24 protein-coding genes are annotated in these 25014 nt (G+C 65.8%); 12 read left to right on the top strand and 12 right to left on the bottom strand.

What is annotated here, in order from left to right; translation table 11 throughout:
* Nucleotides 1–58 precede the first annotated feature (58 nt).
* Nucleotides 59–994 (bottom strand): Rossmann-like and DUF2520 domain-containing protein, encoded by a 936-nt coding sequence (locus OKW29_RS31265; RefSeq protein ID WP_429293765.1) that lies wholly within the window; start codon nt 992–994, stop codon nt 59–61.
* Between the two features lie 276 nt (nt 995–1270).
* Between OKW29_RS31265 and OKW29_RS31260 the strand changes: the two genes are divergently transcribed.
* The 3 genes from OKW29_RS31260 to OKW29_RS31250 all read left to right on the top strand — a co-directional run bounded on the left by OKW29_RS31260 (nt 1271) and on the right by OKW29_RS31250 (nt 3304).
* Entirely contained in the window at nt 1271–1432 is a 162-nt protein-coding gene (locus OKW29_RS31260; protein WP_167368604.1) for a hypothetical protein, read from the top strand.
* Nucleotides 1433–1820: 388 nt separating this feature from the next.
* Nucleotides 1821–2132, top strand: a complete 312-nt coding sequence (locus OKW29_RS31255) for a hypothetical protein (protein WP_429293764.1) — start codon at nt 1821–1823, stop codon at nt 2130–2132.
* A 206-nt stretch (nt 2133–2338) separates the two neighbouring features.
* Nucleotides 2339–3304, top strand: coding sequence for a threo-3-hydroxy-L-aspartate ammonia-lyase (locus OKW29_RS31250; protein ID WP_429293763.1), 966 nt, complete (start codon nt 2339–2341; stop codon nt 3302–3304).
* A 71-nt stretch (nt 3305–3375) separates the two neighbouring features.
* Here OKW29_RS31250 and OKW29_RS31245 read toward each other — a convergent pair whose 3' ends face one another.
* Nucleotides 3376–4056 (bottom strand): LysE family translocator, encoded by a 681-nt coding sequence (locus OKW29_RS31245; protein WP_429293762.1) that lies wholly within the window; start codon nt 4054–4056, stop codon nt 3376–3378.
* 46 nt (nt 4057–4102) lie between these two features.
* Entirely contained in the window at nt 4103–5677 is a 1575-nt protein-coding gene (locus OKW29_RS31240) for a UbiD family decarboxylase (RefSeq protein ID WP_429293761.1), read from the bottom strand.
* Between the two features lie 615 nt (nt 5678–6292).
* Between OKW29_RS31240 and OKW29_RS31235 the strand changes: the two genes are divergently transcribed.
* Nucleotides 6293–7507, top strand: coding sequence for a transglycosylase SLT domain-containing protein (locus OKW29_RS31235; protein ID WP_429293760.1), 1215 nt, complete (start codon nt 6293–6295; stop codon nt 7505–7507).
* Between the two features lie 95 nt (nt 7508–7602).
* Here the strand turns inward: OKW29_RS31235 and OKW29_RS31230 are convergent, their stop codons facing one another.
* The 4 genes from OKW29_RS31230 to ribBA form a co-directional block, all read right to left on the bottom strand.
* Nucleotides 7603–8799 carry a pyridoxal phosphate-dependent aminotransferase gene (locus tag OKW29_RS31230; protein ID WP_429293759.1) on the bottom strand — a complete coding sequence of 399 codons (1197 nt, stop codon included), beginning with the start codon at nt 8797–8799 and terminating at the stop codon, nt 7603–7605.
* Nucleotides 8800–8958: 159 nt separating this feature from the next.
* The gene (gene nusB, locus OKW29_RS31225; protein WP_187614105.1) at nt 8959–9393 is read right to left on the bottom strand and encodes a transcription antitermination factor NusB; all 435 of its coding nucleotides are present in this window, start codon (nt 9391–9393) and stop codon (nt 8959–8961) included.
* Nucleotides 9390–9902 (bottom strand): 6,7-dimethyl-8-ribityllumazine synthase, encoded by a 513-nt coding sequence (ribH, locus tag OKW29_RS31220; RefSeq protein ID WP_013090228.1) that lies wholly within the window; start codon nt 9900–9902, stop codon nt 9390–9392. The genes nusB and ribH overlap by 4 nt, the downstream gene beginning before the upstream one ends.
* Nucleotides 9903–9950: 48 nt before the next feature.
* Entirely contained in the window at nt 9951–11084 is a 1134-nt protein-coding gene (gene ribBA / locus OKW29_RS31215; RefSeq protein WP_184023248.1) for a bifunctional 3,4-dihydroxy-2-butanone-4-phosphate synthase/GTP cyclohydrolase II, read from the bottom strand.
* 328 nt (nt 11085–11412) lie between these two features.
* Here ribBA and OKW29_RS31210 point away from each other — a divergent pair, with 328 nt between their 5' ends.
* The 8 genes from OKW29_RS31210 (at nt 11413) to OKW29_RS31175 (ending at nt 19251) form a co-directional block, all read left to right on the top strand.
* Nucleotides 11413–12534, top strand: coding sequence for an enolase C-terminal domain-like protein (locus tag OKW29_RS31210; RefSeq protein ID WP_429293758.1), 1122 nt, complete (start codon nt 11413–11415; stop codon nt 12532–12534).
* Between the two features lie 28 nt (nt 12535–12562).
* Nucleotides 12563–13600, top strand: a complete 1038-nt coding sequence (locus OKW29_RS31205) for a hypothetical protein (protein WP_429293757.1) — start codon at nt 12563–12565, stop codon at nt 13598–13600.
* Nucleotides 13597–14262 carry a gluconate 2-dehydrogenase subunit 3 family protein gene (locus OKW29_RS31200; RefSeq protein ID WP_184053248.1) on the top strand — a complete coding sequence of 222 codons (666 nt, stop codon included), beginning with the start codon at nt 13597–13599 and terminating at the stop codon, nt 14260–14262. The genes OKW29_RS31205 and OKW29_RS31200 overlap by 4 nt, the downstream gene beginning before the upstream one ends.
* Nucleotides 14252–15895 carry a GMC family oxidoreductase gene (locus OKW29_RS31195; protein WP_429293756.1) on the top strand — a complete coding sequence of 548 codons (1644 nt, stop codon included), beginning with the start codon at nt 14252–14254 and terminating at the stop codon, nt 15893–15895. The genes OKW29_RS31200 and OKW29_RS31195 overlap by 11 nt, the downstream gene beginning before the upstream one ends.
* 305 nt (nt 15896–16200) lie before the next feature.
* Nucleotides 16201–17337, top strand: coding sequence for a muconate/chloromuconate family cycloisomerase (locus OKW29_RS31190; protein WP_429293755.1), 1137 nt, complete (start codon nt 16201–16203; stop codon nt 17335–17337).
* A 27-nt stretch (nt 17338–17364) separates the two neighbouring features.
* Complete coding sequence (gene catC / locus OKW29_RS31185; RefSeq protein WP_429293754.1) at nt 17365–17655, top strand: muconolactone Delta-isomerase; 291 nt, start codon at nt 17365–17367, stop codon at nt 17653–17655.
* A gap of 78 nt (nt 17656–17733) precedes the next feature.
* Nucleotides 17734–18669 carry a catechol 1,2-dioxygenase gene (gene catA, locus OKW29_RS31180; RefSeq protein ID WP_429293753.1) on the top strand — a complete coding sequence of 312 codons (936 nt, stop codon included), beginning with the start codon at nt 17734–17736 and terminating at the stop codon, nt 18667–18669.
* A 153-nt stretch (nt 18670–18822) separates the two neighbouring features.
* The gene (locus tag OKW29_RS31175) at nt 18823–19251 is read left to right on the top strand and encodes a hypothetical protein (RefSeq protein ID WP_429293752.1); all 429 of its coding nucleotides are present in this window, start codon (nt 18823–18825) and stop codon (nt 19249–19251) included.
* 8 nt (nt 19252–19259) lie between these two features.
* On the opposite strand, the gene OKW29_RS31170 is transcribed toward OKW29_RS31175, so the two are convergent.
* From OKW29_RS31170 to OKW29_RS31150, 5 genes are all read right to left on the bottom strand, one after another.
* Nucleotides 19260–20903 carry a TonB family protein gene (locus tag OKW29_RS31170; RefSeq protein ID WP_429293751.1) on the bottom strand — a complete coding sequence of 548 codons (1644 nt, stop codon included), beginning with the start codon at nt 20901–20903 and terminating at the stop codon, nt 19260–19262.
* Between the two features lie 50 nt (nt 20904–20953).
* Nucleotides 20954–21589, bottom strand: a complete 636-nt coding sequence (locus tag OKW29_RS31165) for a riboflavin synthase (RefSeq protein WP_184058078.1) — start codon at nt 21587–21589, stop codon at nt 20954–20956.
* A gap of 15 nt (nt 21590–21604) precedes the next feature.
* Nucleotides 21605–22756 (bottom strand): bifunctional diaminohydroxyphosphoribosylaminopyrimidine deaminase/5-amino-6-(5-phosphoribosylamino)uracil reductase RibD, encoded by a 1152-nt coding sequence (ribD, locus tag OKW29_RS31160; RefSeq protein ID WP_429293750.1) that lies wholly within the window; start codon nt 22754–22756, stop codon nt 21605–21607.
* Between the two features lie 63 nt (nt 22757–22819).
* Nucleotides 22820–24103, bottom strand: a complete 1284-nt coding sequence (gene hemL / locus OKW29_RS31155) for a glutamate-1-semialdehyde 2,1-aminomutase (protein WP_184058077.1) — start codon at nt 24101–24103, stop codon at nt 22820–22822.
* Nucleotides 24104–24264: 161 nt separating this feature from the next.
* Complete coding sequence (locus tag OKW29_RS31150) at nt 24265–24735, bottom strand: hypothetical protein (RefSeq protein ID WP_090801467.1); 471 nt, start codon at nt 24733–24735, stop codon at nt 24265–24267.
* Between the last annotated feature and the right edge of the window lie 279 nt (nt 24736–25014).

Below are 25014 nucleotides of genomic sequence, written 5' to 3'. Positions count from 1 at the left end.
GCGCGGCGCGGGTCGTCGCGTGGTTCGCCCGGCGTGCCGGACGTCACATTATCACGGCTTACTTGACCCTTGCACCTGCCGCGGCCTGATTCAGCGAGCGGCCCAGCGATTCTTCCACAGCTTCGGAGATCGCTTCAATCGTCGCGGCCGGCGTTGCGCGACGTCGGGCGAGGTTGACCGCGCGGCGCGTCAGCAGACCATACAGCGCGGCATGGTCGCCGCCAAAGCCTTCGAGCAGCGCGAGCTGCTTCTCGACGACACCCGTATCGCCGCGCGATACCGGCCCCGCGAGCGCGTTCGGCAGGCCTTTGTCGCGCGCGGTTTCGATCGTGCCGGCGAGCATCGGCAGCAGCGCGCGCAGCGCGTCGTCTTCGGCGAAGCCAAGCGTGCGCCACAACGCCACGCATTCGGCTAGGCTGCAGAGCGCGAAGCTCGCCGCGTAGTGCGCGGCGGCGTGATACAGCATGCGGCCGCCCGGCGGAATCGACAGCGGATGGCAGCGCAGCGCGAGCGCGAGCGCGTTCAGCGTCTCCTTCAGTTCGCCGTCGGCTTCGATCGTCACCGAGCAGCCGACGATACGCTCGAGATCGGCGAGCTCGCCGCTAAATAGATACAACGGATGAAAGCCGCCGATCGCCGCGCCCTGATCGCGCGCTGGCGCGAGCAGTTCGACCGGCGAGGCGCCGCTGCAGTGCACGAGCGCTTTGCCGGGGTGGCTTGCCGCATTGCCTCCAAAGCGGAGTGTGTGCGCTGTCGTACCGATGCTGTCGTCAGGAACGGCTAAAAAAACGATATCGGCGGCGTCGACGGCCTGTTGCGGGTCGTCAGTGGCCGCGCAGTGTGCGATCTGGGCGGCGAGCCGGCGCGCGGAATCGGCCGAGCGGCTCGCCACCGCGGTGACCGGATAGCCGGCGCGCGCAAACGCGAGCGCGAGACAACGCGCGAGCCGCCCCGCGCCGATGAAGCCGACGCGCGGCAAGGAAGACTGGGACATGGTCACCTGCTCCAGACGGATCGTGTGAACGGGAAAGCAGCAGTATCTCGCATCCGGCGAAGCGCGACCGCGATCCGGCCCCTTGCACGGTTCGACAGCGGTCGTCGGATGAGTTTGCGGGCGATATGGCGCCAACGGTTGGTCATCGGGTGGCGTGACGCCCACGGTTGTGAAAACTGCTCACAATCGTACATGACAGGAACAGTGGTCGATGAGCCGGTTCGGCAGTCGTATTTTACGTACTTCGTTCGCAGTCAGAAATTCGGGAGGGTCGAGATGAGTATTTTTTCTTACCGAAAGCACTTGCGGTTCCTGACGCGCGCCCAGCGCCGTCGCTGGTGGGATCAGAAAAAGCGCCTTACGCCGCGCGTGCGGATCAGCGGCGCATACGTGCCGCCCAACGTGTCCCGCGAATTCGTATACGTGAAGGTCGGCTAGTCGCGCGGTCTTCGCAGGTGACAAAATGCCCGGCCTCGAGCAATTGAGCTGGGCATTTTTTTGTTGGGAATTTTCTTCCGGCTGTCAGGATTGAAGCGAATTTGTAATTAAAGATTACCGATGCGCGAACTCAAACCCCTGCGCTCGATCAGACCTGTGACGCGCGGCCCGTCGCCCGCGTGCAACCCCTTGATTCCCGGCTGATTTCGCTTTGGTCGCGGCGGCGCGTAGGCGCGCTCGCGCCGCGCTCGGCAAAACGCTTCGGCTTGCCCTTGCAATTTGCAACAAATGTGAACATTTCGGCCGGGGCTTTTTAGATACATTGATTTCACAGCATGCGAGGCATGCGCAGTCGGCGACCTTGGCAGGCCGCGCTAGGAGAATAGAAGTGAAAAAGATCGTTCCGTTTGTCGTTGCAGCCGCACTCGGCTTGGGACTTACCGGCGCCGCTGAGGCAGGTGTTTCCGTCGGTATCGGCCTTGGGGTGCCGATCGCGCCGGCCTATCCGGTCTATGCGGCGCCGCCGCCTGTTTATTACGCCCCGCCGCCTCCGCCGGTGTACGCGCCGCCGGTTGTGTTCGCACCGGCTCCGGTGGTGGTCGGAGGCTATTACGGCTATGGCCGCCCTTACTATCGTGGCTACTACCACGGCTACCGTGGCTACTATCGCGGTTACGGGCACTCGTACTATCGTCATTAAGAAGTGCGGGCGCGCTTGACGCGCGTGGGAACGTCGACGGCGTAACGCCGGCTTGTGCCGGGTTACGTCGTTTCTTTTTGTGTCGCTGGTTTTTGCTTTCCGCGGCGTTCCTGGCTGGTGTCGCGCGCTCGCGCGAGCGGCGTTCCAAAGCATCGAGGAAGCTGGGAGAATGGCTGCTTCGCCACCGCTCCAGGAGAGTTTCGCCGATGCAAGCGCTTCCCGCTCCCACCTTCGATGACGTCCTCGACGCCGCCGCGCGTCTCGAAGGTGTCGCGCACCGCACCCCCGTTCTGACATCGAGCACGTTCGACGAGCGCACTGGCGCGTCGGTGTTCTTCAAGTGCGAAAACTTCCAGCGCATGGGCGCGTTCAAGTTCCGCGGCGCGTACAACGCGATTTCGCATTTCGACGCGGAGCAGCGCAAGGCGGGCGTGCTGACCTATTCGTCGGGCAATCACGCGCAGGCGATCGCGCTGTCGGCGCGCCTCGCCGGCATTCACGCGACGATCGTGATGCCGCACGACGCACCCGAGGCCAAGGTCGCCGCGACCAAAGGCTACGGCGGCGAAGTGATCACCTACGACCGCTACAAGGAAAATCGCGAGGAAATCGGCCGCCGGCTCGCCGAAGAGCGCGGCATGACGCTGATCCCGCCGTACGATCATCCGCACGTGATCGCCGGGCAGGGCACCGCGGTCAAAGAACTGATCGACGAAACCGGCCCGCTCGACATGTTGTTCGTGTGCCTTGGCGGCGGCGGGTTGATCAGCGGCAGCGCATTGTCGGCGGCCGCGCTGAGCCCTGCCTGCACGGTGATCGGCATCGAGCCCGAGGCGGGCAACGACGGCCAGCAGTCGCTCGCACGCGGCGAGATTGTTCATATCGACGCGCCGCGCACGATTGCCGATGGCGCCGCCTCGACCCATCTGGGCCACTACACGTTCGCGGTCATCCGCCAGCTGGTCGCGCGAATCGAAACGGTCAGCGATGCGCAACTGATCGAGACGATGCGCTTTTTCGCGCAGCGCATGAAGATCGTCGTCGAACCGACTGGTTGTCTCGCGGCGGCGGCGGTGCTGAACCGCGTCGTGCCGGTGAAGGGCAAGCGCGTCGGCGTGGTGGTGAGCGGTGGCAATGTCGATCTGCCGAAGCTCGCGCAGTACCTCGCATGAGCGGCTCACGTCGAGTCGCATGAAGAAAAACGGCTCGCCGATGCGAGCCGTTTTTTTGTTCGCGAGCCGCTTCAGCTTGCCACTTGCGCGGTGCTCTGCACGATCAGATCGCGATACCCGTTGACGATCACGCTGTATGAGAAATAGGCGAACAGCAGCGCCGACAGAACGTGACACGCGCGCAGCAGACCGGCGCCCGCGCGCTTGCGTCCCTGGCTGCCGAGCCCGCAGATGAAAAGCGTCCAGCACAGGCCGCCCAGAAAGAATCCGCCGAGGAAGATCAGCGCGGTTGTCGGGCTCGTTGCGCCGGCCTTCGCGATCAGCGCGCCGCCGACTGCTGCGAACCACAGGATCGCCGACGGCGACGACACCGCGAGCAGCACGCCGCGCAGAAACCCGCGCCATGCCGACTGATACGGCGCAGCCGCGTCGCCTTCGCCGGCAACAGCTTGCGCTGTGGCCGGGAACATCGCTTCACGCGCCATCTTCCAGGTGAGAAACAGGAGTGTCGCCGCGCCGCCGATCCATACGACCCAGCGCACCGATTCGAACTGCAGCAGCGCGGCCATGCCGGCGAGCGCGAGCGTCGCGTAAATGAGATCGCCGACGCACGAGCCGAGGCCGAGCCAGAAGCCCGGCCGAAAGCCGTGCGACAGCGTCAGCGAAATGATCGCGACGTTGACGAGACCGATATCGAGGCACAGCGACAAGGACAGAAAAAAGCCGTCCGACATCATTGAAAAAACGTGCATCCGCGCGAGCGCTCCATCCGTTATTGATTGTGTTGTCCCGCGCGCGTTACAGGCCGAGGCCCAACTCGTTCCACAAGCTATCGATACGCTGTTTGACCGCGTCGTCCATCACGATCGGGCGGCCCCATTCGCGGTCGGTTTCGCCCGGCCACTTGTTGGTTGCGTCGAGCCCCATCTTCGAGCCGAGGCCGGCTACCGGCGACGCGAAATCGAGATAGTCGATCGGCGTGCGGTCGACGAGCACCGTGTCGCGCGTCGGGTCCACTCGCGTGGTGATCGCCCAGATCACTTCCTTCCAGTCCCGGATATTGACGTCCTCATCGACGACGACGATGAACTTCGTATACATGAACTGCCGCAGGAAGCTCCACACGCCGAACATCACGCGTTTCGCGTGGCCGGGGTAGCTCTTCTTCATTTGCACGATCGCCATGCGGTAACTGCAGCCTTCGGGCGGCAGATAGAAGTCCGTGATCTCGGTGAACTGCTTCTGCAGCAGCGGTACGAACACTTCGTTCAGCGCGACGCCGAGCACCGCCGGCTCGTCGGGCGGTCTGCCGGTGTAGGTGGAGTGATAGATCGCGTCGCGGCGCATCGTGATGCGCTCGACCGTGAAGACCGGGAACCACTCCTGTTCGTTGTAGTAGCCGGTGTGATCGCCATACGGGCCTTCGAGCGCGTGTTCGTACGTGGCCGACGCACCCTTCGACGGACGTGGCGGTGCGCCGGCCGGGGCGGGCGAGGGCGCGCCTTCCTGCGGATAGATGAAGCCCTCGAGCACGATCTCGGCGCGCGCGGGGACCTGCAGACCGTCGACGCCCGGTGTGACGCATTTCGCGAGCTCGGTGCGCCCGCCGCGCAGCAGGCCGGCGAACTGGTATTCGGACAGCGTGTCGGGTACCGGCGTGACCGCGCCGAGAATCGTCGCCGGGTCCGCACCGAGCACGACGGCCACCGGATACGGCTTGCCGGGATTTTTAAGCGCGAACTCACGAAAATCGAGCGCGCCGCCGCGATGCGCCAGCCAGCGCATGATCAGCTTGTTACGCCCGATCAGTTGCTGGCGATAGATACCCAGGTTTTGTCGACTCTTGTTCGGCCCTTTCGTGACGGTCAGACCCCAGGTGATCAACGGCCCGGCATCGCCGGGCCAGCAGGTCTGAATGGGCAATCTGGCAAGGTCGACGTCATTGCCTTCCCAGACGATTTCCTGGCAGGGCGGTGCGTTGACCGTCTTCGGCGCCATGTCCCACACGGCCTTCGCTAGCGACAGCAGCTTGCCGGCGTCCTTGAGCCCTTTCGGCGGCTCGGGTTCCTTCAACGCGGAGAGTAGCCGACCGACATCGCGCAGCGATTCGAGCGCCGCCTGGTCGCCCGCGCCCGCTTCGGCATCGATGCCCATGCCAAGCGCGACGCGGCGCGGCGTGCCGAACAGATTGCCGAGCACCGGGAACGCGTGCCGCTCGGTGTTCTCGAACAACAGAGCCGGGCCGCCCGCGCGGAGCACACGGTCGCAAAGTTCGGTCATTTCGAGATTCGGCGACACTTTTTGCGAAATTCGGCACAGTTCACCGATCGCCTCGAGGCGGCCGATGAAATCGCGTAAGTCTTTGTATTTCATCTGTGACGGTTCAGGGCCGCATGCACGGCGCATAGGACGGGGAGGCAGGAGGAACGGCGTTGGTACCTATCTGACGCAAAAAACGATTGTCGATTTTACCTGCGTTAGCCACCGCACGTAGATCAACCAAATGGCCTGGTCCAAACAGCCAGGGTCGGATCGCCCGAAACGCGCATTGAGCGCGGTTCTCGGGTGACTGAACACTGTTCATAATTACAAATAGTTATAATTCTTATATTCTATAGTGTTGACGATCTATAAAACCGTGCATAGAATCCGTCCACATTGGTTGCAGGGCGTTAACCTTTTTACCGTCGCCCCCGGTCCTCAGACGCAACGCGTCACCGTTTTGCTTCCCTGCAGGGTAGAACGGCATTATTGAAGTCCCTCACCAGCGTCCACCAACGCTGGTTTTTCGCGTGGGAGCCAAGCCCGATACACATCGAGTATGTGTGGGCTGTTTTTGAGATGGCTCCCAAAACGGTATATGTTGCCGTTTTCCCGACGTCGCTGCTGCCCAACCAGAGAGCACGCGATGTCTTGACTCTGCGAGCGCGCCGTACCGCTTGATTTGTCCCGGCGGAGTTCGCGGATCATGCAAGATGGGAGATCTGAATGAACGCCTGGTTATCGTGGCGTCCCGATGAGCGTATTGCGCAGGTTGTGCGCGGTGCGCTGCGCAGCGGGACGCGACTGAGTCATCACCTATTCAGCATTGTCGGCGGGATCGCCGTGGTGCTGGCTCTCGCACTGTGGCTGATGCCGACCTGGCGCGGCGCGCTCGCCGCGCGTCTGATGCCGGTCATTTCCGCCGCCGTGCAAGCGGGCCCCGCCCGCCTGCTGCAAGGCAATCCGCTGCCCGCCATCGGACCGACCAGAAACGCCGACGCATCCTCCGACGAATCGCTGTCGGCCAATTCGCCGAACATGCTGACCACGCCGAGTCCCACCGATGGCTCGAACGACGGCAGCATGACCCTCACCGCGGCCACCACCGGCTTCGACGGCGCGTTCGACGGCGCCGGCACGTCGGGCACGAGCGCCGCCGCGCTCAACGGCCTCGATCCGCGCACGATGCAGGGCGTCAGCGCGCTCGCACGTCTGATTCCGCAGCAGCGCGTGTCCGCCGATGCACGCGATGACCGCGTGCTCGTGTCGAGCCACGAGCAGGACCTCGTCGCGTCGTACCTCGCGCGGCGTTATCGCGTCGCTCAGGAGCCCGTCGGCGAGCTCGTCAAAGCCGCGTTCGACACCGGCCGCGAAGTCGGCCTCGATCCGCTGCTGCTGCTGTCAGTGATGGCGATCGAATCGGGCTTCAATCCGTACGCCGAGAGCGGCGTCGGCGCGCAGGGCCTGATGCAGGTGATGTCGAAGGTGCATTCGGACAAATTCCAGTATTTCGGCGGCCAAAGCGCGGCGCTCGAACCGCTCGCGAACATCAAGGTCGGCGCGCTCGTGCTGAAGGATTGCATCGCGCGTGGCGGCTCGCTGCCGGGCGGCCTGCGTCTGTACGTCGGCTCGACCGCGCCGGATGACGGCGGGTACGGCGCGAAGGTGATGGCCGAGCGCGGTCGTCTGCGCGACGTCGCGCGCGGCCGTAAGGTGCCGATCAATGCGCCGCAAGCTCCGGTGCTGACCGCGTCGGCCACGCCGGCGCCAGCCGCGGCGACGAGTGGTGGCAACGGCAAGCGCGTTCAGGTGACGCTGCAAGGCGGTCACGCGCTGAGCCCGGCGACGTCGGCGGTGCACACGCAGCCGGCCGATCAGGACGATGCGAGCGCCAATTCGACGACGCGCCACGTGGCGTCGGCGTCGGAGCTGGGGGCTTGAGTTAGACGTTGCCGTGCCGCATGAAAACAAGGACACCCTCGGGTGTCCTTTTTTGCGTCTGGCAGGCCGGTTGCTGCCGAATCAATCCCGATGCGTCAATGCCGCCCGAACAGCTTTGCCAGCCGCTCGACCGCCTCTTCGAGCTTTGGATACGCAGTCGCATACGACAGCCGGATGTAGTCCTTCGGCGCGTGCGTGCCGAAGTCCATGCCCGGCACCAGCACGACCCCGGCATCGTGCAGCATCGCCTTCGTGAGCGCCGCGCTGTCGCCGGCCGCCGGATGCGCGACGCCACGGCAGTCCGCGTACACGTAGAACGCGCCGTCCGGCATCACCGGCACGGAGAAGCCGAGCGATTCGAGCGCCGGCGCGATGAAGTCGCGGCGTCGCTTGAATTCGAGGCGCCGCGCTTCGTAGATCGCGATCGTCGCCGGCTCGAAACAGGCGAGCGCCGCGTGCTGCGCGAGCGCCGACGCGCAGATGAACAGGTTCTGCGCGAGCTTTTCGAACGCGCTGACCAGCGCGGGCGGCACGACGAGCCAGCCGAGGCGCCAGCCGGTCATGTTGAAGTACTTCGAGAAGCTGTTGACGGTGACCACGTCGTCGCCGAACGACAGCGCCGACACCGGCTTGGCGTCGTAGCTGAGGCCCTGGTAGATCTCGTCGACGATCGAGAAGCCGCCGCGCGCGCGCACGGCCTTGACGATGCGCTCGAGTTCGGCCGGCTCGATCGACGTGCCGGTCGGATTCGACGGCGACGCGAGCAGCACGCCGCGGGTGCGTTCGCCCCACAGGCGTTCGACGTCGGCGGCGGTCAGCTGGAAGCGCTCGGCCGGCCCGCTCGGCACCATCACCGGCTTGCCTTCGGCGGCGATCACGAAATGGCGGTTGCACGGATAGCACGGGTCGGGCATCAATACTTCGTCGTCGCGATCGACGAGCGCCGCGCACGCCAGCAAGAGCGCGGCCGATGCGCCCGCGGTCACCACGATCCGCGCCGGATCGACGTCGATGCCGTAGAACTCGGCGTAATGCGCGGAAATCGCATCGCGCAGCGCGTGCACGCCGAGCGCGCTCGTGTATTGCGTGACGCCGCGGCGCAGCGCGCTCGCGGCCGCCTCGATGACCGGCTCGGGCGCCGTGAAATCCGGCTCGCCGATGCCCATGTGAATGATGTCGCGCCCCGCGCGTTCGAGCAGCACGGCCTCCTTGGCCAGTTCCATCACGTAGAAAGGCTGGATGGCGTCGACGCGCGCGGCAAGCCGCACGAGAGGTTCGGTCACGGAGTTCATACGGTCAGTCCAGTTCAGAAGCAGGACGGCGCCTACCCATCAAATGATGCGTTCATCGATGCGCGCAGCGCCGTCCTTGCGGGCGATCGAGGTGCTTCGCCCTGTGCAGTGCGACGTGGCAGGGAGCCGATGCGCGGCATGGCCCCACCGGCGCCGCGCTCAGCTCTTGCGAGCCGCCTGCGTCTCGGTGGCGCGCAGTTGCGCCGAGAGCTTGTCGAGCACGCCGTTCACGTACTTGTAGCCGTCCGAGCCGCCGAACGTCTTGGTCAGCTCGACCGCTTCGTTGATGACCACGCGATACGGAATGTCGACGTGATTCTTCAGTTCGAACGCGGCGACCAGCAGCACCGCGCGTTCGACCGGCGACAGTTGATCGATCGGACGGTCGAGGCACGGCGCGATCGCGGCGGAAAGTGCTTCGGAATCGCGCATCACGCCATGCAGGATCGCGTCCAGGTGCTCGTGATCGGCCTTGTCGTAACCTTGCGCGCCGCGTAGTTGCGCGTCGATCTCATCGCCGGGCGAGCCCGACAGCAGCCACTGGTAAAGCCCCTGCGTGGCCAGTTCGCGGGAGCGTCGGCGTGCGCTCTTCATGCCTCTTCCTCGTCGTCTTCGTCTTCATCTTCGTCGTCATCGCCGCCGAGCTGCTCGAGCGCGACCGCGAGGTTCGCCATTTCGACAGCCACGCGCGCGGCGTCGCGACCCTTCTCGGTCATGCGCGCGACGGCTTGCTCGTCGTTCTCGGTGGTCAGCACCGCGTTCGCGACCGGAATGCCGAAGTCGAGGCCGATGCGCGTGATGCCCGCGCCGCTTTCGTTCGAAACCAGCTCGAAGTGATAGGTCTCGCCGCGGATCACCGCGCCGAGCGCGATCAGCGCGTCGAATTGCGCGCTTTCCGCGAGCTTTTGCAGCGCGAGCGGGATTTCCAGCGCGCCCGGCACCGTGACGAGCAGCACGTCTTCGCCGGTCACGCCGAGGCGTTCGAGTTCTTCGATGCAGGAGTCGGCGAGGCCGTTGCAGACGGGTTCGTTAAAGCGCGCCTGGACGATGCCGATGCGCAGTCCGTCGCCGTCGAGATTCGGTTGGTATTGTCCGATTTCCATATGAATTCCGTAGTGTTTGAGTGGGCGCGAGGCGCGTGAGTGGCCGGATCAGAGTTGCGGGGCTTGCGTTTTGCTGCCGGGCATCGGAATGAAGCCCGTGACTTCGAGACCATAACCCGACATGCTGCCGAGCTTGCGTGGGTTCGACAGCACCTGCATCTTGCCGACGCCGAGTTCGCGCAGAATCTGCGCGCCGATGCCGTAGGTCTTGAAGTCGACCGGCCGGCGCTTCAGCGCGTCCGCTTTTTCCTTCGAGTCGAACGCCTTGAAGACGTCGATCAGATGGTCTTTCGAGTCGCCGCAGTTCAGCAGTACGACCACGCCGAGATCGCGTTCTGCGATTTCCTGGATGGCCGCGTCCAGCGTCCACGAATGGGTGGATTCGCCGACTTCGAGCAGATCCAGCACCGACAGCGGCTCGTGCACGCGCACCGGCGTGTCGCGATCGGGCATCGGCGTGCCGCGCACCAGCGCGATGTGCGGCTGGCCGCTCGGCTGATCGAGATACATGACCGCGCGGAACGCGCCGTGCGCGGTTTGCATCGTACGTTCGCAAACACGCTCGACGATCGACTCGGTGCGGCTGCGATAGTGAATCAGATCGGCGATCGTGCCGGTCTTCAGGCCGTGCTCCTTGCCGAACTCGAGCAGGTCCGGCAGACGCGCCATCGTGCCGTCGTCCTTGATCACTTCGCAGATCACCGCGGCAGGCGTGAGGCCCGCGAGCCTCGTGAAGTCGCAGCCGGCCTCGGTATGGCCGGCGCGCACCAGCACGCCGCCCGGCTGCGCCATGATCGGGAAGATATGGCCCGGCTGCACGATGTGCTCGGCCTTGGCGTCCGGCGCGACCGCGGCCGCGATCGTGCGGGCCCGGTCGGCCGCCGAGATGCCGGTCGTCACGCCTTCGGCCGCTTCGATGCTGACCGTGAACGCGGTGCCGTACTGCGTGCCGTTGCGGTAGGTCATCAGCGGCAGGTTCAGCTGCTGGCAGCGATCCTGGGTCAGCGTCAGGCAGATCAGGCCGCGGCCGTAGCGAGCCATGAAATTGATCGCTTCCGGAGTGACAAACTCGGCGGCGATCACGAGGTCGCCCTCGTTCTCGCGGTCTTCTTCGTCGACGAGGATCACCATCCGGCCGGCTTTCAGTTCGGCAATGATCTCTTGGGTGGAGGCGAGCGTCATGTTGGCGAGTTTTTCGGGAAAGCGCGTATTTTACGCCACGCGCGAGCCCAAGTCGCCTCCGCCAGACGACATAGGCCGTTTGGCCGACTGTGACGAGCCGGGCGGGGTTGCCATGCTCGTCGAAACGGTGGGCGCGCGCGCGAGTGGCGTTGGCGGCAACGCGAAGTGTGCTCCAGCGCGGCCCGCTTTACGGATTGCAATAGTGCGGAACGGTACTTGCGACGCAGCAGGCAGCTTCGTCTCACTACCACCTGGAGACCGGAATGTCGGGGACCGTCGGCTGTTGCATCAATGAAGGGCGTCACGCGCGCGCGCAAGGAGCGCGTCGATGAAGCGCGGCGCCACGAGCGGGGGCTCGTCGCAAGCGCCCGTGAGCGCGCTGCGCGCGAGCGCGTACCGCATTCCGACCGACGCGCCGGAGGCCGACGGCACGTTCGCGTGGGACGCGACCACGCTGGTCGTCGTCGAGGTCGACGCGGGCGGCCACACCGGCAGCGGCTACACGTACAGCGATGCCTGCATCGTCGCGCTGATCCAGGGCGCGCTCGCCGCCTGCGTGCTGAATCACGACGGATTGGACGTCGGCGCGCATTGGCAACGGTTGCAACGCCAGGTGCGCAATCTCGGCCGCGCGGGACTGGCCGCGACAGCCATTTCGGCAATCGACTGCGCGCTGTGGGACCTGAAGGCGAAGCTGCTCGGCGTGCCGCTCGTCGGGCTGCTCGGCGCGTTGCGCCCGGCCGTGCCGGCTTACGGCAGCGGCGGCTTCACCACGTATACGAACCAGCGCTTGCAGCAGCAGTTCGCCGGCTGGGTCGCGCAGGACGGCTGCCGGTGGGTAAAGATGAAAATCGGCAGCGAGCCGGACAAGGACCCGGCGCGCGTCGCGGCGGCGCGCGCGGCGATCGGCGGCGCGGGCCTGTTCGTCGACGCGAACGGCGCGTTCACGCCGCAACGGGCGCTGTACTACGCGCAACGTTTCGCCGAGCACCAGGTGAGCTGGCTCGAGGAGCCCGTGTCTTCGGACGACGAAGCGGGCCTGCGCGGCGTACGCGAGCGCGTGCCGGCCGGCATGGAGATCGCCGTCGGCGAATACGGCTACACGCTCGACGACTTCCGCCACCTGCTCGCGGCGGGGGCCGTCGACGTGCTGCAGGCCGACGCGAGCCGTTGCGGCGGCATCACCGGCTTTCTGCAGGCCGCCGCGCTGTGCGACGCGTATCACGTGCCGCTGTCCGCGCATTGCGCACCGGCGCTGCATCTGCACGTCGCGTGCGCGGCGCCGCGCTTGCGCCATCAGGAGTGGTTCCATGACCACGCCCGGATCGAAGCCATGCTGTTCGACGGTGCGCCGCGTTTGCGCGACGGCCAGATGGAGCCGGACCTGTCGCGGCCCGGTTGCGGGCTCGAGTTCAAGCATGGTGACGCCGAGCGCTACCTCATCAAATAAAGCAGGCCACGACAAGGAAGCGATATAGATGGGCTCTTCACGCGTACCCGGATTGCTGTACACGGCGGCGGCGGTGACGGCCGTCGCGGCGTTGGCCGCGCGCGGCGCGGGAAGACCTGAGTCGCATCGCGAACGGCGTGAGAGCGGCCCGCAACACCACGAGCGTCGGGCATCCGTGACGTTCCCGACGTGTGCCGCCCGCAGCCATCAGCGCGCGCCGGCGCGCGTGCACGCGAGCGAACCCATCGCCGAGGTGGAGGCACACGTCGAAGCGGCCCGCACCTTCAACCACAGCTCCGCGCTGCTCGCGCTGTCGGTGCTCGCCGACAGCGCGATGGAGCACTACCGCGGCTCGTTCGACAACCCCGCGATGTTCACGCCACTCGTCAGCGCGAGTCTGTCGCTCGCCGCGGGCCTGCATGGTGGCGCGGATCGTCGCGGCCAGACGCATCGCGCGCGCCATGCGATCTATCTGACCGCGGCGGCGACGGGCATCGCCGGCACGGGCTTCCATTTCTACAACGTGATGAAGCGGCCGGGCGGCTGGAGCTGGAACAACCTGTTTCACGCGGCACCGCTCGGCGCGCCGAGCGCGTTGCTGCTGTCAGGCGCGCTCGGTGCCGTCGCCGAACGCTTGCGCGACGTGCCCGCAGACGACCCGCAACTGCTCGGCATGCCGGCCGGTCAGGCGCTCGGTCTGCTGGTCGCGGCGGGTCTCGTCGGCACGGTGGGGGAGGCCGCGCTGCTGCATTTTCGTGGCGCGTTTCAGCATCGCGCGATGTACGCGCCGGTCAGCATTCCGCCCATCACCGCCGCGCTGCTCGCGCATGCCGCGCTGTCCGCTCCGCGCGAGCGCTGGTACACGCGGCTCTGGTTACGCATCACGACCGTGCTCGGCTTTGTCGGCGCGGGCTTTCACGCGCGCGGGTTCGCGCGTCGTCAGGGCGGCTGGCGCAACTGGAGCCAGAATCTGTTCGACGGGCCGCCGCTGCCCGCGCCGCCGAGCTTTTCCGCGCTGGGGCTCGCCGGGCTCGCCGCACTGCGTCTGCGGGAGACTGAAAAATGACCAACCGACCACGCTCGACCCGAGCCACCCGCTATCCCGGCTACGACGTGCTCGACAAACGCACGACGCCGTCGTGGGACGCGCACACCCGCGCGGTGATCGCCGAACGCCTCGCGACACCGCTCGAGCCGCGCTTTTTCAACGCGGTCGAATGGCTCGCGGTCACGTCGCTGTGCGCCCGCATCGTGCCGCAAGCGAATGCGCAACCGGTGGTGCCGCTCGCCGCGCTGCTCGACGCGCGGCTCGCCGGCAATGGCAACGACGGCTACCGCGACGCCCGTTTGCCGCCGATGCGCGACGCCTGGCGCATCGGCCTCGCCGCGCTCGATGCCGAGTGCCGCGAGCGCGGCGGCCTGCCGTTCGCGAGCCTCGCGGAGGACACGCAGATCGCGCTGCTCGGCGAGATGCAGCGCGGCGAACTGACGAACCCCGCGTGGCGCGGCATGCCGTCGAAGCTGTTCTTCGGCGAGCGCGTGCTGCACGACATCTGCGGGCTCTACTACTCGCACCCGCACGCGTGGAGCGAGATCGGCTTCGGCGGCCCGGCGAATCCGCGCGGCTATGTGCGCATGTACCTGAACCGGCGCGATCCGTGGGAGGCGGTCGAAGCGACGCCCGACACCCATGAGCAGGCCGCGAAGGAGAACCGCCGTGTCCGATGACGCGCAGCAACGGCCACGCGGCAAGGACGGCCGCGCACCCGACGTGTTCCAGCGCGGCGGCTGGGTGCCGATGCGCACGTACCCAGACGGCGAGGAGGTCGATTTCGCGATCGTCGGCACCGGCGCCGGCGGTGGCACGCTTGCGTGCCGGCTCGCGGAAAAAGGCTTCAAGGTCGTCGCGTTCGATGCCGGCGCGTGGTGGCGTCCGCTCGAAGAGTTCGCGTCTGACGAAGCGCATCAGGAAAAACTGTTCTGGACCGACGAGCGCATCTGCGACGGCGACAATCCGCTGAAGCTCGGCAACAACAACAGCGGCAAGGCGGTGGGCGGCAGCACGGTCCATTTCGCGATGGTGTCGCTGCGCTTTCGGCCCGAGTGGTTCAAGTCGCGCAGCGTGCTCGGCTATGGCGCCGACTGGCCGCTCGACTGGCGCGAGATGTGGCACTACTACGGCGAGGTCGAGGACGCGCTGAAAATCTCCGGACCGGTGAACTATCCGTGGGGGCCGAAGCGGCCGCGCTATCCGTATCGCGCGCATGAGCTGAACGCGGCGGCGCTGGTGCTCGCGCGCGGCGCCGAGGCGCTCGGCATCGGCTGGAGCCCGACGCCGCTCGCGACCCTCTCCGCGCCGCGTGGCCGCGCGCATCCGTGCGTGTACCGCGGCTTTTGCGTGTCCGGCTGCGCGACCAACGCGAAGCAAAGCGCGCTTGTCACGTGGATCCCGCGTGCGCTGCGAGCCGGCGCCGAGGTGCGCGATCTGGCGATGGTCGGCCGCGTCGTCACCAACGACGCGGGGCTCGCCACCGGCGTCGAATATCTGCGCGAAGGACACTGGCGATTCCAGCGCGCGAAGCACGTGGTGGTGGCCGGCTACGCAATCGAAACGCCGCGCCTGTTGCTGATGTCGGCCAACAGCCGCTTTCCCGACGGACTCGCGAACAGTTCGGGACTCCTGGGCAAAAACCTGATGGCGCAGTCGAATCAGGCCGTCTACGGCACCTTCGATGAAGACATCCGCTGGTACAAGGGGCCGCCGTCGCTCGCGCTCACCGAGCACTGGAACTACGAAGACAAGGGCAAAGATTTTTTCGGCGGCTACTGCTACATGAGCCAGGGTCCGCTGCCGAACGGATGGGTCGCGGTGCAGAACAGCCGCGGCTTGTGGGGCGACGCGCTCGGCGCGGAGATGCTCAAGTACAACCACCAGGCGGGGCTGAAGATCGTCGGCGAGATGCTGCCGCAGCAGCGCAACCGCGTGACGCTTGCCGACGAGAAGGACCAGTACGGGCTGCCGGTCGCGCGCGTCACCTATTCATGGTGCGACAACGACAAGCGGCTCATCGCGCATTCGCTCGACTTCATGGAGCAGGCGCTCGCGGCCGCCGGCGGCAAGGAGATCTGGCGCGAGACCGACGACACCTGCCACCTGAACGGCACCGCGCGCATGGGTGACGATCCGTCGACGAGCGTCGTCGACGCGGACTGCCGCAGTTGGGACATCCGCAACCTGTGGGTGTGCGACGGCTCGGTGTTTCCGACCGTGGGCGGCGTGAATCCGTCGCTGACGATTCAGGCGATCGCGTGTCGCACCGCCGAGCGCATCGCCGCGCTGGCCGCGCGCGGCGAGTTGTAGCGGGAGTGTTGCCCACGCGCATGAGCCGCAGTCCGGAACGATGGAGTACTCACTGCGCGATCCGGCTGGTTACACAACATGCTCTCCATGCATCGAACATTGACCCAAGTCATGTTTCAGGCGCAAAAACGGCCTCTTTTTCGATGCCCCACCTGCATGGTGCAATGCAAAATCCATAGAAAGGCCGGGCTTGCTGACCTCACCATACCCTGCAGGTATGAAAAAGGACAGGAAAAGTATTGGACGGGCCAAACGGGCGAAGGGTATAAAAACATCCAATGAACTCATTTCCCGCCGCAGCCGCCATGACCCAAGCGACCATCGAACGTATCGAAACCCGCCTCGTCGATCTGCCGACGATCCGTCCTCACAAGCTGTCGGTCGCCACGATGTACGGGCAGACGCTGATGCTGGTCAAGGTGTACTGCAGCGACGGCATCGTCGGGATTGGCGAAGGCACCACGATCGCCGGCATGGCCTATGGCCCGGAAAGCCCCGAAGCAATGAAGCTCGCGATCGACGCCTACTTCGCCCCGGCGATGATCGGCAAGGACGCGACGCAGATCCAGTCGCTGATGGCGCACCTCGGCAAGCTGGTCAAGGTCAATCATTTCTCGAAGAGCGCGCTCGAAACCGCGCTGCTCGACGCGCAAGGCAAACGTCTCGGCGTGCCGGTGAGCGAACTGCTCGGCGGCCGTCGCCGTGAGCGCCTGCCGGTTGCGTGGACGCTCGCGTCGGGCGATACCGCGAAGGACATCGCCGAAGCCGAGCACATGCTCGACGTGCGCCGCCACAAGGTCTTCAAGCTGAAGATCGGCGCGAAGGAACTGAAGACCGACATCAAGCACGTCGCCGAGATCAAGAAAGCGGTCGGCGAGCGCGCCGCGGTGCGCGTCGACGTGAACATGGCGTGGAGCGAGACCCAGGCCGCCTGGGCGATTCCGGCGCTGGCCGACGCGGGCTGCGATCTGGTCGAGCAGCCGGTCGCGTCCGCCGCGGCGCTCGCGCGACTGATGCGCCGCTTCCCGGTCGCGCTGATGGCCGACGAAGTCCTGCAAGGCCCGGACAGCGCGTTCGAGATCGCGAAGAACGGCGGCGCCGATGTGTTCGCGATCAAGATCGAACAGAGCGGGGGCCTGTTCGCCGCGCAGCGCGTGGCCGCGATCGCCGATGCCGCCGGCATCGAGTTGTACGGCGGCACGATGCTCGAAGGTGCGTTCAGCACGGTGGCGTCGGCGCATCTGTTCGCGAGCTTCGCGAATCTGCAATGGGGCACCGAGCTGTTCGGGCCGCTGCTGATCACCGAAGACATTCTGACCACGCCGCTCGACTACAGCGACTTCGAACTGACCGTGCCGAACGGCCCGGGTCTCGGCATCGAACTCGACGAGGCGAAGGTCAAGCGATTCACGCGAGACGGGCTGATGAAGGTCACCCGCTAAACGGATTTAGATCAGGAGGATTCAACGATGCTTTTCCATGTGCGAATGGACGTGCATCTGCCGGTCGACATGCCGGCCGAAGTGGCGAACGAAATCAAGACCCGCGAGAAGGCTTACTCGCAGGAGTTCCAGCGTAGCGGCAAGTGGCGTCATATCTGGCGCCTCGTTGGCGAGTACGCGAATTACAGCATCTTCGATGTAGAGAGCAATGCCGAACTTCACGACATTCTGTCCGGCTTGCCTCTGTTCCCGTACATGAAGATTTCGGTGACGCCTCTGTGTCGTCACCCGTCGTCGATTCGGGACGGCGACATCTGAGCCCAGGGGCCAGGCGCTTTTGACGGCGAGCGCATCCAAAGCCATCTTTTCCCCCTATACCAACTGGAGACAGTCATCGTGAGCGTCAAAGTATTTGAAACCAAAGAAGTGCAGGATCTGCTGAAAGCCGCTTCCAACGTCGATGCCGGGAATGGCAACGCGCGTTTCCAGCAGATCGTTTTCCGTCTGCTGGGCGACCTGTTCAAGGCAATCGATGACCTCGACATCACGCCCGACGAAGTCTGGGCCGGCGTCAACTATCTGAACAAGCTCGGTCAGGACGGCGAAGCGGCGCTGCTCGCGGCCGGCCTCGGTCTCGAGAAGTATCTCGACATCCGCATGGACGCCGAGGACAAGAAGATCGGTCTCGAAGGCGGCACGCCGCGTACGATCGAAGGCCCGCTGTACGTCGCCGGCGCGACGTTGCGCGAGGGCGTCTCGAAGATCGACATCAACCCGGACGAAGACGCGGGCCCGCTCGTGATTCGCGGCACGGTCAAGGATCTGGACGGCAAGCCGGTCGCCGGCGCGGTTGTCGAGTGCTGGCACGCGAACTCGAAGGGCTTCTACTCGCACTTCGATCCGACCGGCGCGCAGAGCGACTTCAACCTGCGCGGCGCGGTTAAGACCGGCGCCGACGGCAAGTACGAGGTCCGCACGCTGATGCCGGTAGGCTACGGCTGCCCGCCACACGGCTCGACGCAGCAGCTGCTGAACGTGCTGGGCCGTCACGGCAACCGTCCGGCGCACGTGCACTTCTTCGTCAGCAGCGATGGCCATCGCAAGCTGACCACGCAGTTCAACATCGAAGGCGATCCGCTGATCTGGGACGACTTCGCGTATGCAACGCGCGAAGAGCTGATTCCGCCGGTCGTCGAGAAAAGCGGTGGCGCGGCGCTGGGCCTGAAGGCCGATACGTACAAGGAGATCGAGTTCAACTTCACGATCACGCCGCTGGTCCAGGGTAAGGACAACCAGCTCGTCCATCGTCTGCGCGCTTCGGCCGAAGCGTAATCGCACGAGGCGGCGCCGTGGCGACACGGCCGCCGTCTTTCGTTGCCAACGGCCGGTGATCCTGCCGGCCGAATTCCTGAAGCGTCGAGGAGTTGTGACGCCGGACAACGCCGCGTTGACGCGGCGCTTCACCGATAGCGCCGATGGTGTGTTGTGGCTGACCAGCTCCACGTCGCCCGGCATGACGTGATCGGGCTGTGCAACGCGCTGTCGCAGTCGATCTTCGAGCTGTATCGTCGCGAGGCAGACAGGCTGTTGGGCGATTATCTGATCGAGCCCGACGCTTCGGTCGCAACCATCGAACTCGCTGATGATGTGGGTTTCGACGATATCGTCGTCGAGCGTGCGGCCGCAAATGGACCGGTGCGCGAAGTTGCGGGCGTCGATTACGGACGCCTTCACACCGCGCTCAGCGACGCGATTCGCGAGTGCGTGCTGAGTCTGTCCGGCCATGCCGCGCAGCGGTGCCGCGCGTCGATCGCTCAGCTGACGAAGCGCGCGCGGCGTCTCGAGGCGTCGTTGGCGACGCATGAGGAAGGCTTGCTCGATCTGAAGTCGCAGGTGCGGTCGGAAACTTTCTGAAGCGCCCTTCAAACGCCAGGCCTCAGCGTGATCGTGAACGACCGTGGTGTCTCACCGCTTTCATCGCGCGGCATCGGGTCGGAGCGCTTGACCGCCTCGATGGCGGCCTTGTCCCACGCCCGATCGCCACTCGATCGAACGATCTTTACCGATTCGAGGCTGCCAGACGACGTGCAGTGCACTTCGACCACGGTTTCGCGATGCCCGGTCTTGCCATTCCAGACGATATTGGGCTGCACGCGTTGCCGGACGAGCTCCGCGTAGTCGGATACTTTCGGCGCCGACGCCGGTTGTCGAGGCGCCGCCGAAGCGAAATTTTTCAGCGCCGAGATCAGTGACGCCGCCGAATGTCTGCTGCTGTCGAGTTCCGCTAGCGTGATCCATTCGCGCGCCGGTTGTGGCGTTTTATCGAACGCCTGGCGGTAAAAGCGCATGGCCTTGCACCACGCCTCGGGCGAAAGCTCGCCTTGGCGGCCGCTCGTCAACAGCCCCAGATCATCGGCCTCGGAAGGGTCGCGATTCAGCGCGTCCGCGAGCGACGCCGACAGCGCCAGTTGCCCGCGCAGCCGTTGTCCTGGCGTGACTTGCGGCAGCGGCGTGGTTTGCGTCGACTGTTTGACGAGGTTGAACATCGCCTGCAGGTGCGCCTGCAGTTCCGCGTCGGTCTCCTTATCCATCGACAGATAGCGCGACGTGATCAGCTGCAGATTCTTGAGCCCGCCGCAATCGGGCGGTGCGTTGTTCAGCGCGCGCGTCGTCAGGCTCATCAACTGTTCGCGGTCCTGCTGTGAGATACGCGCCATGCCGTCAAGCACGCCTAGCGCGCGAGCGAGCACAGCGGGACCCGCCGTAGCCGCATTGCTGTCGGACGAAAAGTAGTAGCGCTGAATGTCCGGATCGGCTGTCAGTTTCTGCGCCCAGTCCGCAATCAACTTCGCTTTGGACGAGCCGGCCGGGATGCCTAAGCGGTTGGCCAGTTCGGCGGCATCGAGCGGTTGGCCGGGTAGAAACGGCAAGGCGGTCGACAACAGCGAAGAACCGGTCGCGCCCGCGGGAGAAGACGGCGGTCGTGTGGAGTCCGCGTTGCTCGCGGTTGCCGCCACGCCTGCGCCGGAGCGAGCCGAATCGCCGCTCGCGTGCGGTAGATTGAAAACGAAATTCGTTTCGACCGCCACAGGCTGATTGTCCATGCCCGTGAAGGGGCTGCACTGGGCACGCCGCGATGCCTGAAGGGCGAGGTTGTCGAACGCCGGATTGCCGGACGAGACTTCGACGACCGCGTCGCTGATCTGTCCACGTTCGTCGACCCATGCACGCACGATCGCATTGGGACGCGGCGCCTGCGCGACCGCAGCGCCGGCGGATTTCAGTTCGTCGTTGGACAATCCGTAGGTGCAGGCCAGGCTCCGCGCGGACACGAAGTGCGGTGTCGACGTGATCGTGGCACTGGCTGCGCCCGTACCGACGATGCAGGCAAGGATCAGCGACGCTTTCGTCAGGTGCACACGCAGCGGATTCCAGCGACGGAGCAGGTGCGGCTCTTTCATTGGGTATGTCAGCTTCGGATCGTGCACGCGCGCTGGGTCACGGCCCCGGATTCGCCTCGCCCAAACCGGCTTGCTGCGCAGATCGATCGCTTTGCCGATACGCACCGAGCATGCGCTCCTGGTATCGCGTAACGGTCTCGAGGCAAGTGGCCAGGTTACGTCGAGGATGGATCGCCATCGCGCGGCGCATTGAGCATCCGTTCGACATATCGCGCAATCAGATCGATCTCCAGATTCACTTTTACCCCGTCGTGCAGATGCTTGAGCGCCGTCACCTGCACGGTATGCGGAATCAGATTGATCGAAAACTCGCAGCCGTCGTCGCGATCAACGACGGAGTTCACGGTCAGGCTCACGCCATTGACCGTAATCGATCCCTTGTACGCGAGATAACGACCGATGTCGCGCGGCGCGAGAATGCGCAACTCGTGCGATTCGCCGACTGGCGCGAAACGCGTGACGATACCGAGCCCGTCGACGTGTCCGGACACGATATGTCCACCGAGCCGGTCATGCGCGCGCAGCGCTTTCTCGAGATTGACCTCGCCGGTTTCGCCGAGACCGGCCGTGCGGTTCAGGCTCTCGCGCGACACGTCGACCTCGAACGAATGAGCGGTCTTCGCGACCACCGTCATGCAGGCGCCCTGGATCGTGATGCTGTCGCCGAGCTGCACATCGGCGAGGTCGAGCCCGCCCGCCTCGACGTTCAGGCGCACGCCCGCGTCGCCGCCCGTGCCGAGCGGCTTGACTGATTCGATGCGGCCCACGGCCGCGACGATTCCTGTAAACATCGTGCTAGTCCTTGATCATTTCGAAACGGTGGGAGACACGGTGTCGGTCCCGGGTAAGGCTGTCGGCGCGAAACGCGCGAGGATCCGCAGATCGTCGCCGATCCGCTCGACCGTGTGGAAATTCAGCTTCACGCGGTCTTCGAGCTGGTCGGGCGCGTCCAGATTGAACATGCTCATCGAGTCCACGCCGAGCAGGCTCGGCGCGAGATAGACCAGCAGTTCATCGACGCAGCCTTCGCGCAGCAGCGAACCGTTCAGCTTGTAGCCGGCTTCGACGTGCAGCTCGTTGACGTGACGCTCGCCGAGCACGCTCAGCATGCGCGGGAGATCCACCTTGCCGAACGCGTTCGGCAGCGGCACGATCTCGGCGCCGCGCTCGCGCAGCGCGCTCGCGCGTTCTTTGAGACGCGCGTCGAGCTCGCCGCAGAAGATCAGCGTCGGCGCGCCGGCCAGGATCTGCGCGTCGAGCGGCACGTCGAGCTGGCTGTCGATCAGCACGCGGTGCGGTTGGCGCGGTGTATCGACCGCGCGCACGGTCATGCGCGGATTGTCCTCGCGCACAGTGCCGATGCCGGTCAGGATCGCGGACGCGCGCGCACGCCACGCATGACCGTCGGCCCGCGCGGCCGCGCTCGTGATCCACTGGCTCTCACCCGACGGCAAGCCGGTGCGGCCATCGAGCGACGCCGCCACTTTCATGCGCACCCACGGACGGCCGCGCGTCATGCGCGACACGAAGCCGATGTTCAGCTCCCGCGCTTCGTTCGCGAGCAGCCCGCAGCGCACTTCGATACCGGCTTCGCGCAGCCTCGCGAGACCGCGGCCGGAGACCTGCGGGTTGGGATCTTCCATCGCCGCGATCACGCGGCCGATCTGCGCTTCGATCAGCGCGTTCGCGCACGGCGGCGTGCGGCCGAAATGGCTGCACGGTTCGAGCGTCACGTAGGCGGTCGCGCCGCGCAGGTCGTGGCCGCGCGAGCGCGCGTCCTTCAGCGCGCGAACTTCGGCGTGATCCTGGCCGGCCGGCTGCGTGAAGCCTTCGCCGATCACCTCGCCGTTTCTGACGAGCACGCAACCGACCCGCGGATTCGGGTCGGCCGTGTACATGCCGCGCTTCGCGAGCGCGAGCGCGCGTTCCATGTGGACGAAATCGGTTTGCGAGAACATCGGTGTCCGTTGTGGTGCGGTGTCTGGGTCGTGCGAGTTGCGGCCTTTGCTTCGGGCCCGGCTTCAGCCTTTCAACGCTGCGAACGCGCCGCGCGCGGCGTCGATCGTCGCGTCGATCACCGCGTCGTCGTGCGCGCTCGACACGAAGCCGGCCTCATACGCGGACGGCGCGAAGTACACGCCCGCGTCGAGCATCTTGTGGAAGAACGCGTTGAAGCGCGGCACATCGCTCTTCGTGACGTCGGCGAAGCTCGTCGGGATCGATTCGCGAAAGTAGATGCCGAACATGCCGCCGAGCGCATCGGCCGCGAACGGCACGTCCGCTTCGCGTGCCGCCCGCGCGAGCCCTTGCGCGAGACGCGTGGTGCGCGCGGCGAGCGTGTCGTAGAAGCCGGGCGCCTGGATCAGCTGCAGCGTCTTCAGGCCGGCCGCGACCGCGATCGGATTGCCCGACAGCGTGCCCGCCTGATAGACGCCGCCGAGCGGCGCGAGGTGAGCCATGATGTCGCGCCGGCCGCCGAACGCCGCCGCCGGCATGCCGCCGCCGATTACCTTGCCGAGGCAGGTGAGGTCCGGCGTGATGCCGTAGAGTTGCTGCGCGCCGCCGAGCGCGACGCGGAAGCCGCACATCACTTCGTCGAAAATCAGCACCGCGCCGTACTCGGTGCACAGGCGCCGCAGCGCCTGCAGGAATTCAGGGGTCGCGCGCACGAGGTTCATGTTGCCAGCGACCGGCTCGACGATCACCGAGGCGATCTCATTGCCGAACGCCTTGAACGCTTCTTCGAGCTCGGCGACGTTGTTGTATTCGAGCACGGTGGTGTGCTTCGCTATATCGACCGGCACGCCCGCCGAGGTCGGATTGCCGAAGGTCAGGAGGCCCGAGCCGGCCTTCACGAGCAGGCTGTCCGCGTGGCCGTGATAGCAGCCTTCGAACTTGACGATGCGGCTGCGGTTCGTGAAGCCGCGCGCGAGACGCAGCGCGCTCATCGTCGCCTCGGTGCCGCTCGACACCATGCGCACCTGTTCGATCGACGGCACCAGCTTGCAGATTTCCTCGGCGATCTCGACTTCCGACTCGGTCGGCGCGCCGAACGAAAAGCCATTCACGAGCGCGCGCTGCACGGCTTCCAGCACTTCGGGATGAACGTGGCCGAGGATCATGGGGCCCCACGAGCCGATGTAGTCGGTATAGCGCTGGCCGTCCGCGTCCCAGAAGTACGGGCCTTGCGCGCGCTCGATGAAACGCGGTGTGCCGCCGACGGAACGGAAAGCGCGCACCGGCGAATTCACGCCGCCGGGGATCGTGCGTTGCGCGCGTTCGAAGAGGGTTTCGTTTCTGGACATGGCGATGGCTGGAATAGGGAGCAGGGGTTGCGCAGCGGCGCAAAGGGCCTCGGACGATTCCCGCGGACACTTCGCGCGATGCTGGGATCGATCGAGAAATTGTACCGGAGTCGGCGCCGGCGGGCTGTGCGGGCGGGCGGTCGCGGCGGCGCGTGTTTCGCCTAGCTGCCCGGTGCGGGTATCGTCGGCGGCTTGCGCCTGCCGGTCAATTCGGCCCAGCGCTTCTCCAGCGCGCCTTCGGCGATCGGCTTGATGATCGTGCCCGAGCTTTGCGCATCCCACGTCTGCACCGAGAACGGATGCACACGCAGCTGATCGCGCGTGATGACCGGCGCGTGATGCGCATCGACGAGCCAGTCGTAGACGAAATCGATGCACAGCCGGTAGCCGCGTTTGGTCGACGCGTCGGGGACTTCGTAGGGCGCGCGCGTCACGTAGCCCGAACCGAAGATGCCCTTCGGCTCCTGCGCGACGCGATGCAGGAACACGCGATCGCCGGGCAGGATGCCGCGCGCAAAGCCGCAGCCCCACACGTCGGCCACCGCGTCGCCGGCCGCCACGCGTTTCGCGATGTCGGGCAACTCGGGCCACGGCCATTTTTTGGGGCTCCAGATGAGCAGGAAGGCGGTCATCGCGAGTTGGAACGGGATCAGGGGAAGGGCGTTGCGCGAGGTCGAGCTTTTATGTCGGGCCGTCAAGCTGCGCATACGGAAGCGCGTTGGGCATGCTGGCGGCAGCTTAACCGATCGAGGCTGATTGCGCCGCGCGGCGCTGTCGCGCAACGTCCACGCAGCGGGCCACGAGCGCCGTCAGCGGATTAACCGTCGCGTACAATCGAGCCGGTCAACTGATGGCCGTTCCCGCTTCACCCGTTCCGCTGCCGATGCCGGCGCGGCGTTCCATCCGGATTT

It is taken from the genome of Paraburkholderia sp. CI3 (assembly GCF_050436505.1).
Classification (GTDB): Bacteria; Pseudomonadota; Gammaproteobacteria; order Burkholderiales; family Burkholderiaceae; genus Paraburkholderia; species Paraburkholderia tuberum.
The sequence above is the reverse complement of the archived record's forward strand: the minus strand, read 5'-3'. Positions and strand labels throughout refer to the sequence as shown.

What these genes read in the sequence shown, in the direction of transcription:
- OKW29_RS31265 (WP_429293765.1), bottom strand. Translation starts at nt 994, where the DNA reads ATGTCCCAGTCTTCCTTGCCGCGCGTCGGCTTCATCGGCGCGGGGCGG.
- OKW29_RS31260 (WP_167368604.1), top strand. Translation starts at nt 1,271, where the DNA reads ATGAGTATTTTTTCTTACCGAAAGCACTTGCGGTTCCTGACGCGCGCC.
- OKW29_RS31250 (WP_429293763.1), top strand. Translation starts at nt 2,339, where the DNA reads ATGCAAGCGCTTCCCGCTCCCACCTTCGATGACGTCCTCGACGCCGCC.
- OKW29_RS31245 (WP_429293762.1), bottom strand. Translation starts at nt 4,056, where the DNA reads ATGCACGTTTTTTCAATGATGTCGGACGGCTTTTTTCTGTCCTTGTCG.
- OKW29_RS31240 (WP_429293761.1), bottom strand. Translation starts at nt 5,677, where the DNA reads ATGAAATACAAAGACTTACGCGATTTCATCGGCCGCCTCGAGGCGATC.
- OKW29_RS31235 (WP_429293760.1), top strand. Translation starts at nt 6,293, where the DNA reads ATGAACGCCTGGTTATCGTGGCGTCCCGATGAGCGTATTGCGCAGGTT.
- OKW29_RS31230 (WP_429293759.1), bottom strand. Translation starts at nt 8,799, where the DNA reads ATGAACTCCGTGACCGAACCTCTCGTGCGGCTTGCCGCGCGCGTCGAC.
- nusB (WP_187614105.1), bottom strand. Translation starts at nt 9,393, where the DNA reads ATGAAGAGCGCACGCCGACGCTCCCGCGAACTGGCCACGCAGGGGCTT.
- ribH (WP_013090228.1), bottom strand. Translation starts at nt 9,902, where the DNA reads ATGGAAATCGGACAATACCAACCGAATCTCGACGGCGACGGACTGCGC.
- ribBA (WP_184023248.1), bottom strand. Translation starts at nt 11,084, where the DNA reads ATGACGCTCGCCTCCACCCAAGAGATCATTGCCGAACTGAAAGCCGGC.
- OKW29_RS31210 (WP_429293758.1), top strand. Translation starts at nt 11,413, where the DNA reads ATGAAGCGCGGCGCCACGAGCGGGGGCTCGTCGCAAGCGCCCGTGAGC.
- OKW29_RS31205 (WP_429293757.1), top strand. Translation starts at nt 12,563, where the DNA reads ATGGGCTCTTCACGCGTACCCGGATTGCTGTACACGGCGGCGGCGGTG.
- OKW29_RS31200 (WP_184053248.1), top strand. Translation starts at nt 13,597, where the DNA reads ATGACCAACCGACCACGCTCGACCCGAGCCACCCGCTATCCCGGCTAC.
- OKW29_RS31190 (WP_429293755.1), top strand. Translation starts at nt 16,201, where the DNA reads ATGACCCAAGCGACCATCGAACGTATCGAAACCCGCCTCGTCGATCTG.
- catC (WP_429293754.1), top strand. Translation starts at nt 17,365, where the DNA reads ATGCTTTTCCATGTGCGAATGGACGTGCATCTGCCGGTCGACATGCCG.
- OKW29_RS31165 (WP_184058078.1), bottom strand. Translation starts at nt 21,589, where the DNA reads ATGTTTACAGGAATCGTCGCGGCCGTGGGCCGCATCGAATCAGTCAAG.
- ribD (WP_429293750.1), bottom strand. Translation starts at nt 22,756, where the DNA reads ATGTTCTCGCAAACCGATTTCGTCCACATGGAACGCGCGCTCGCGCTC.
- hemL (WP_184058077.1), bottom strand. Translation starts at nt 24,103, where the DNA reads ATGTCCAGAAACGAAACCCTCTTCGAACGCGCGCAACGCACGATCCCC.
- OKW29_RS31150 (WP_090801467.1), bottom strand. Translation starts at nt 24,735, where the DNA reads ATGACCGCCTTCCTGCTCATCTGGAGCCCCAAAAAATGGCCGTGGCCC.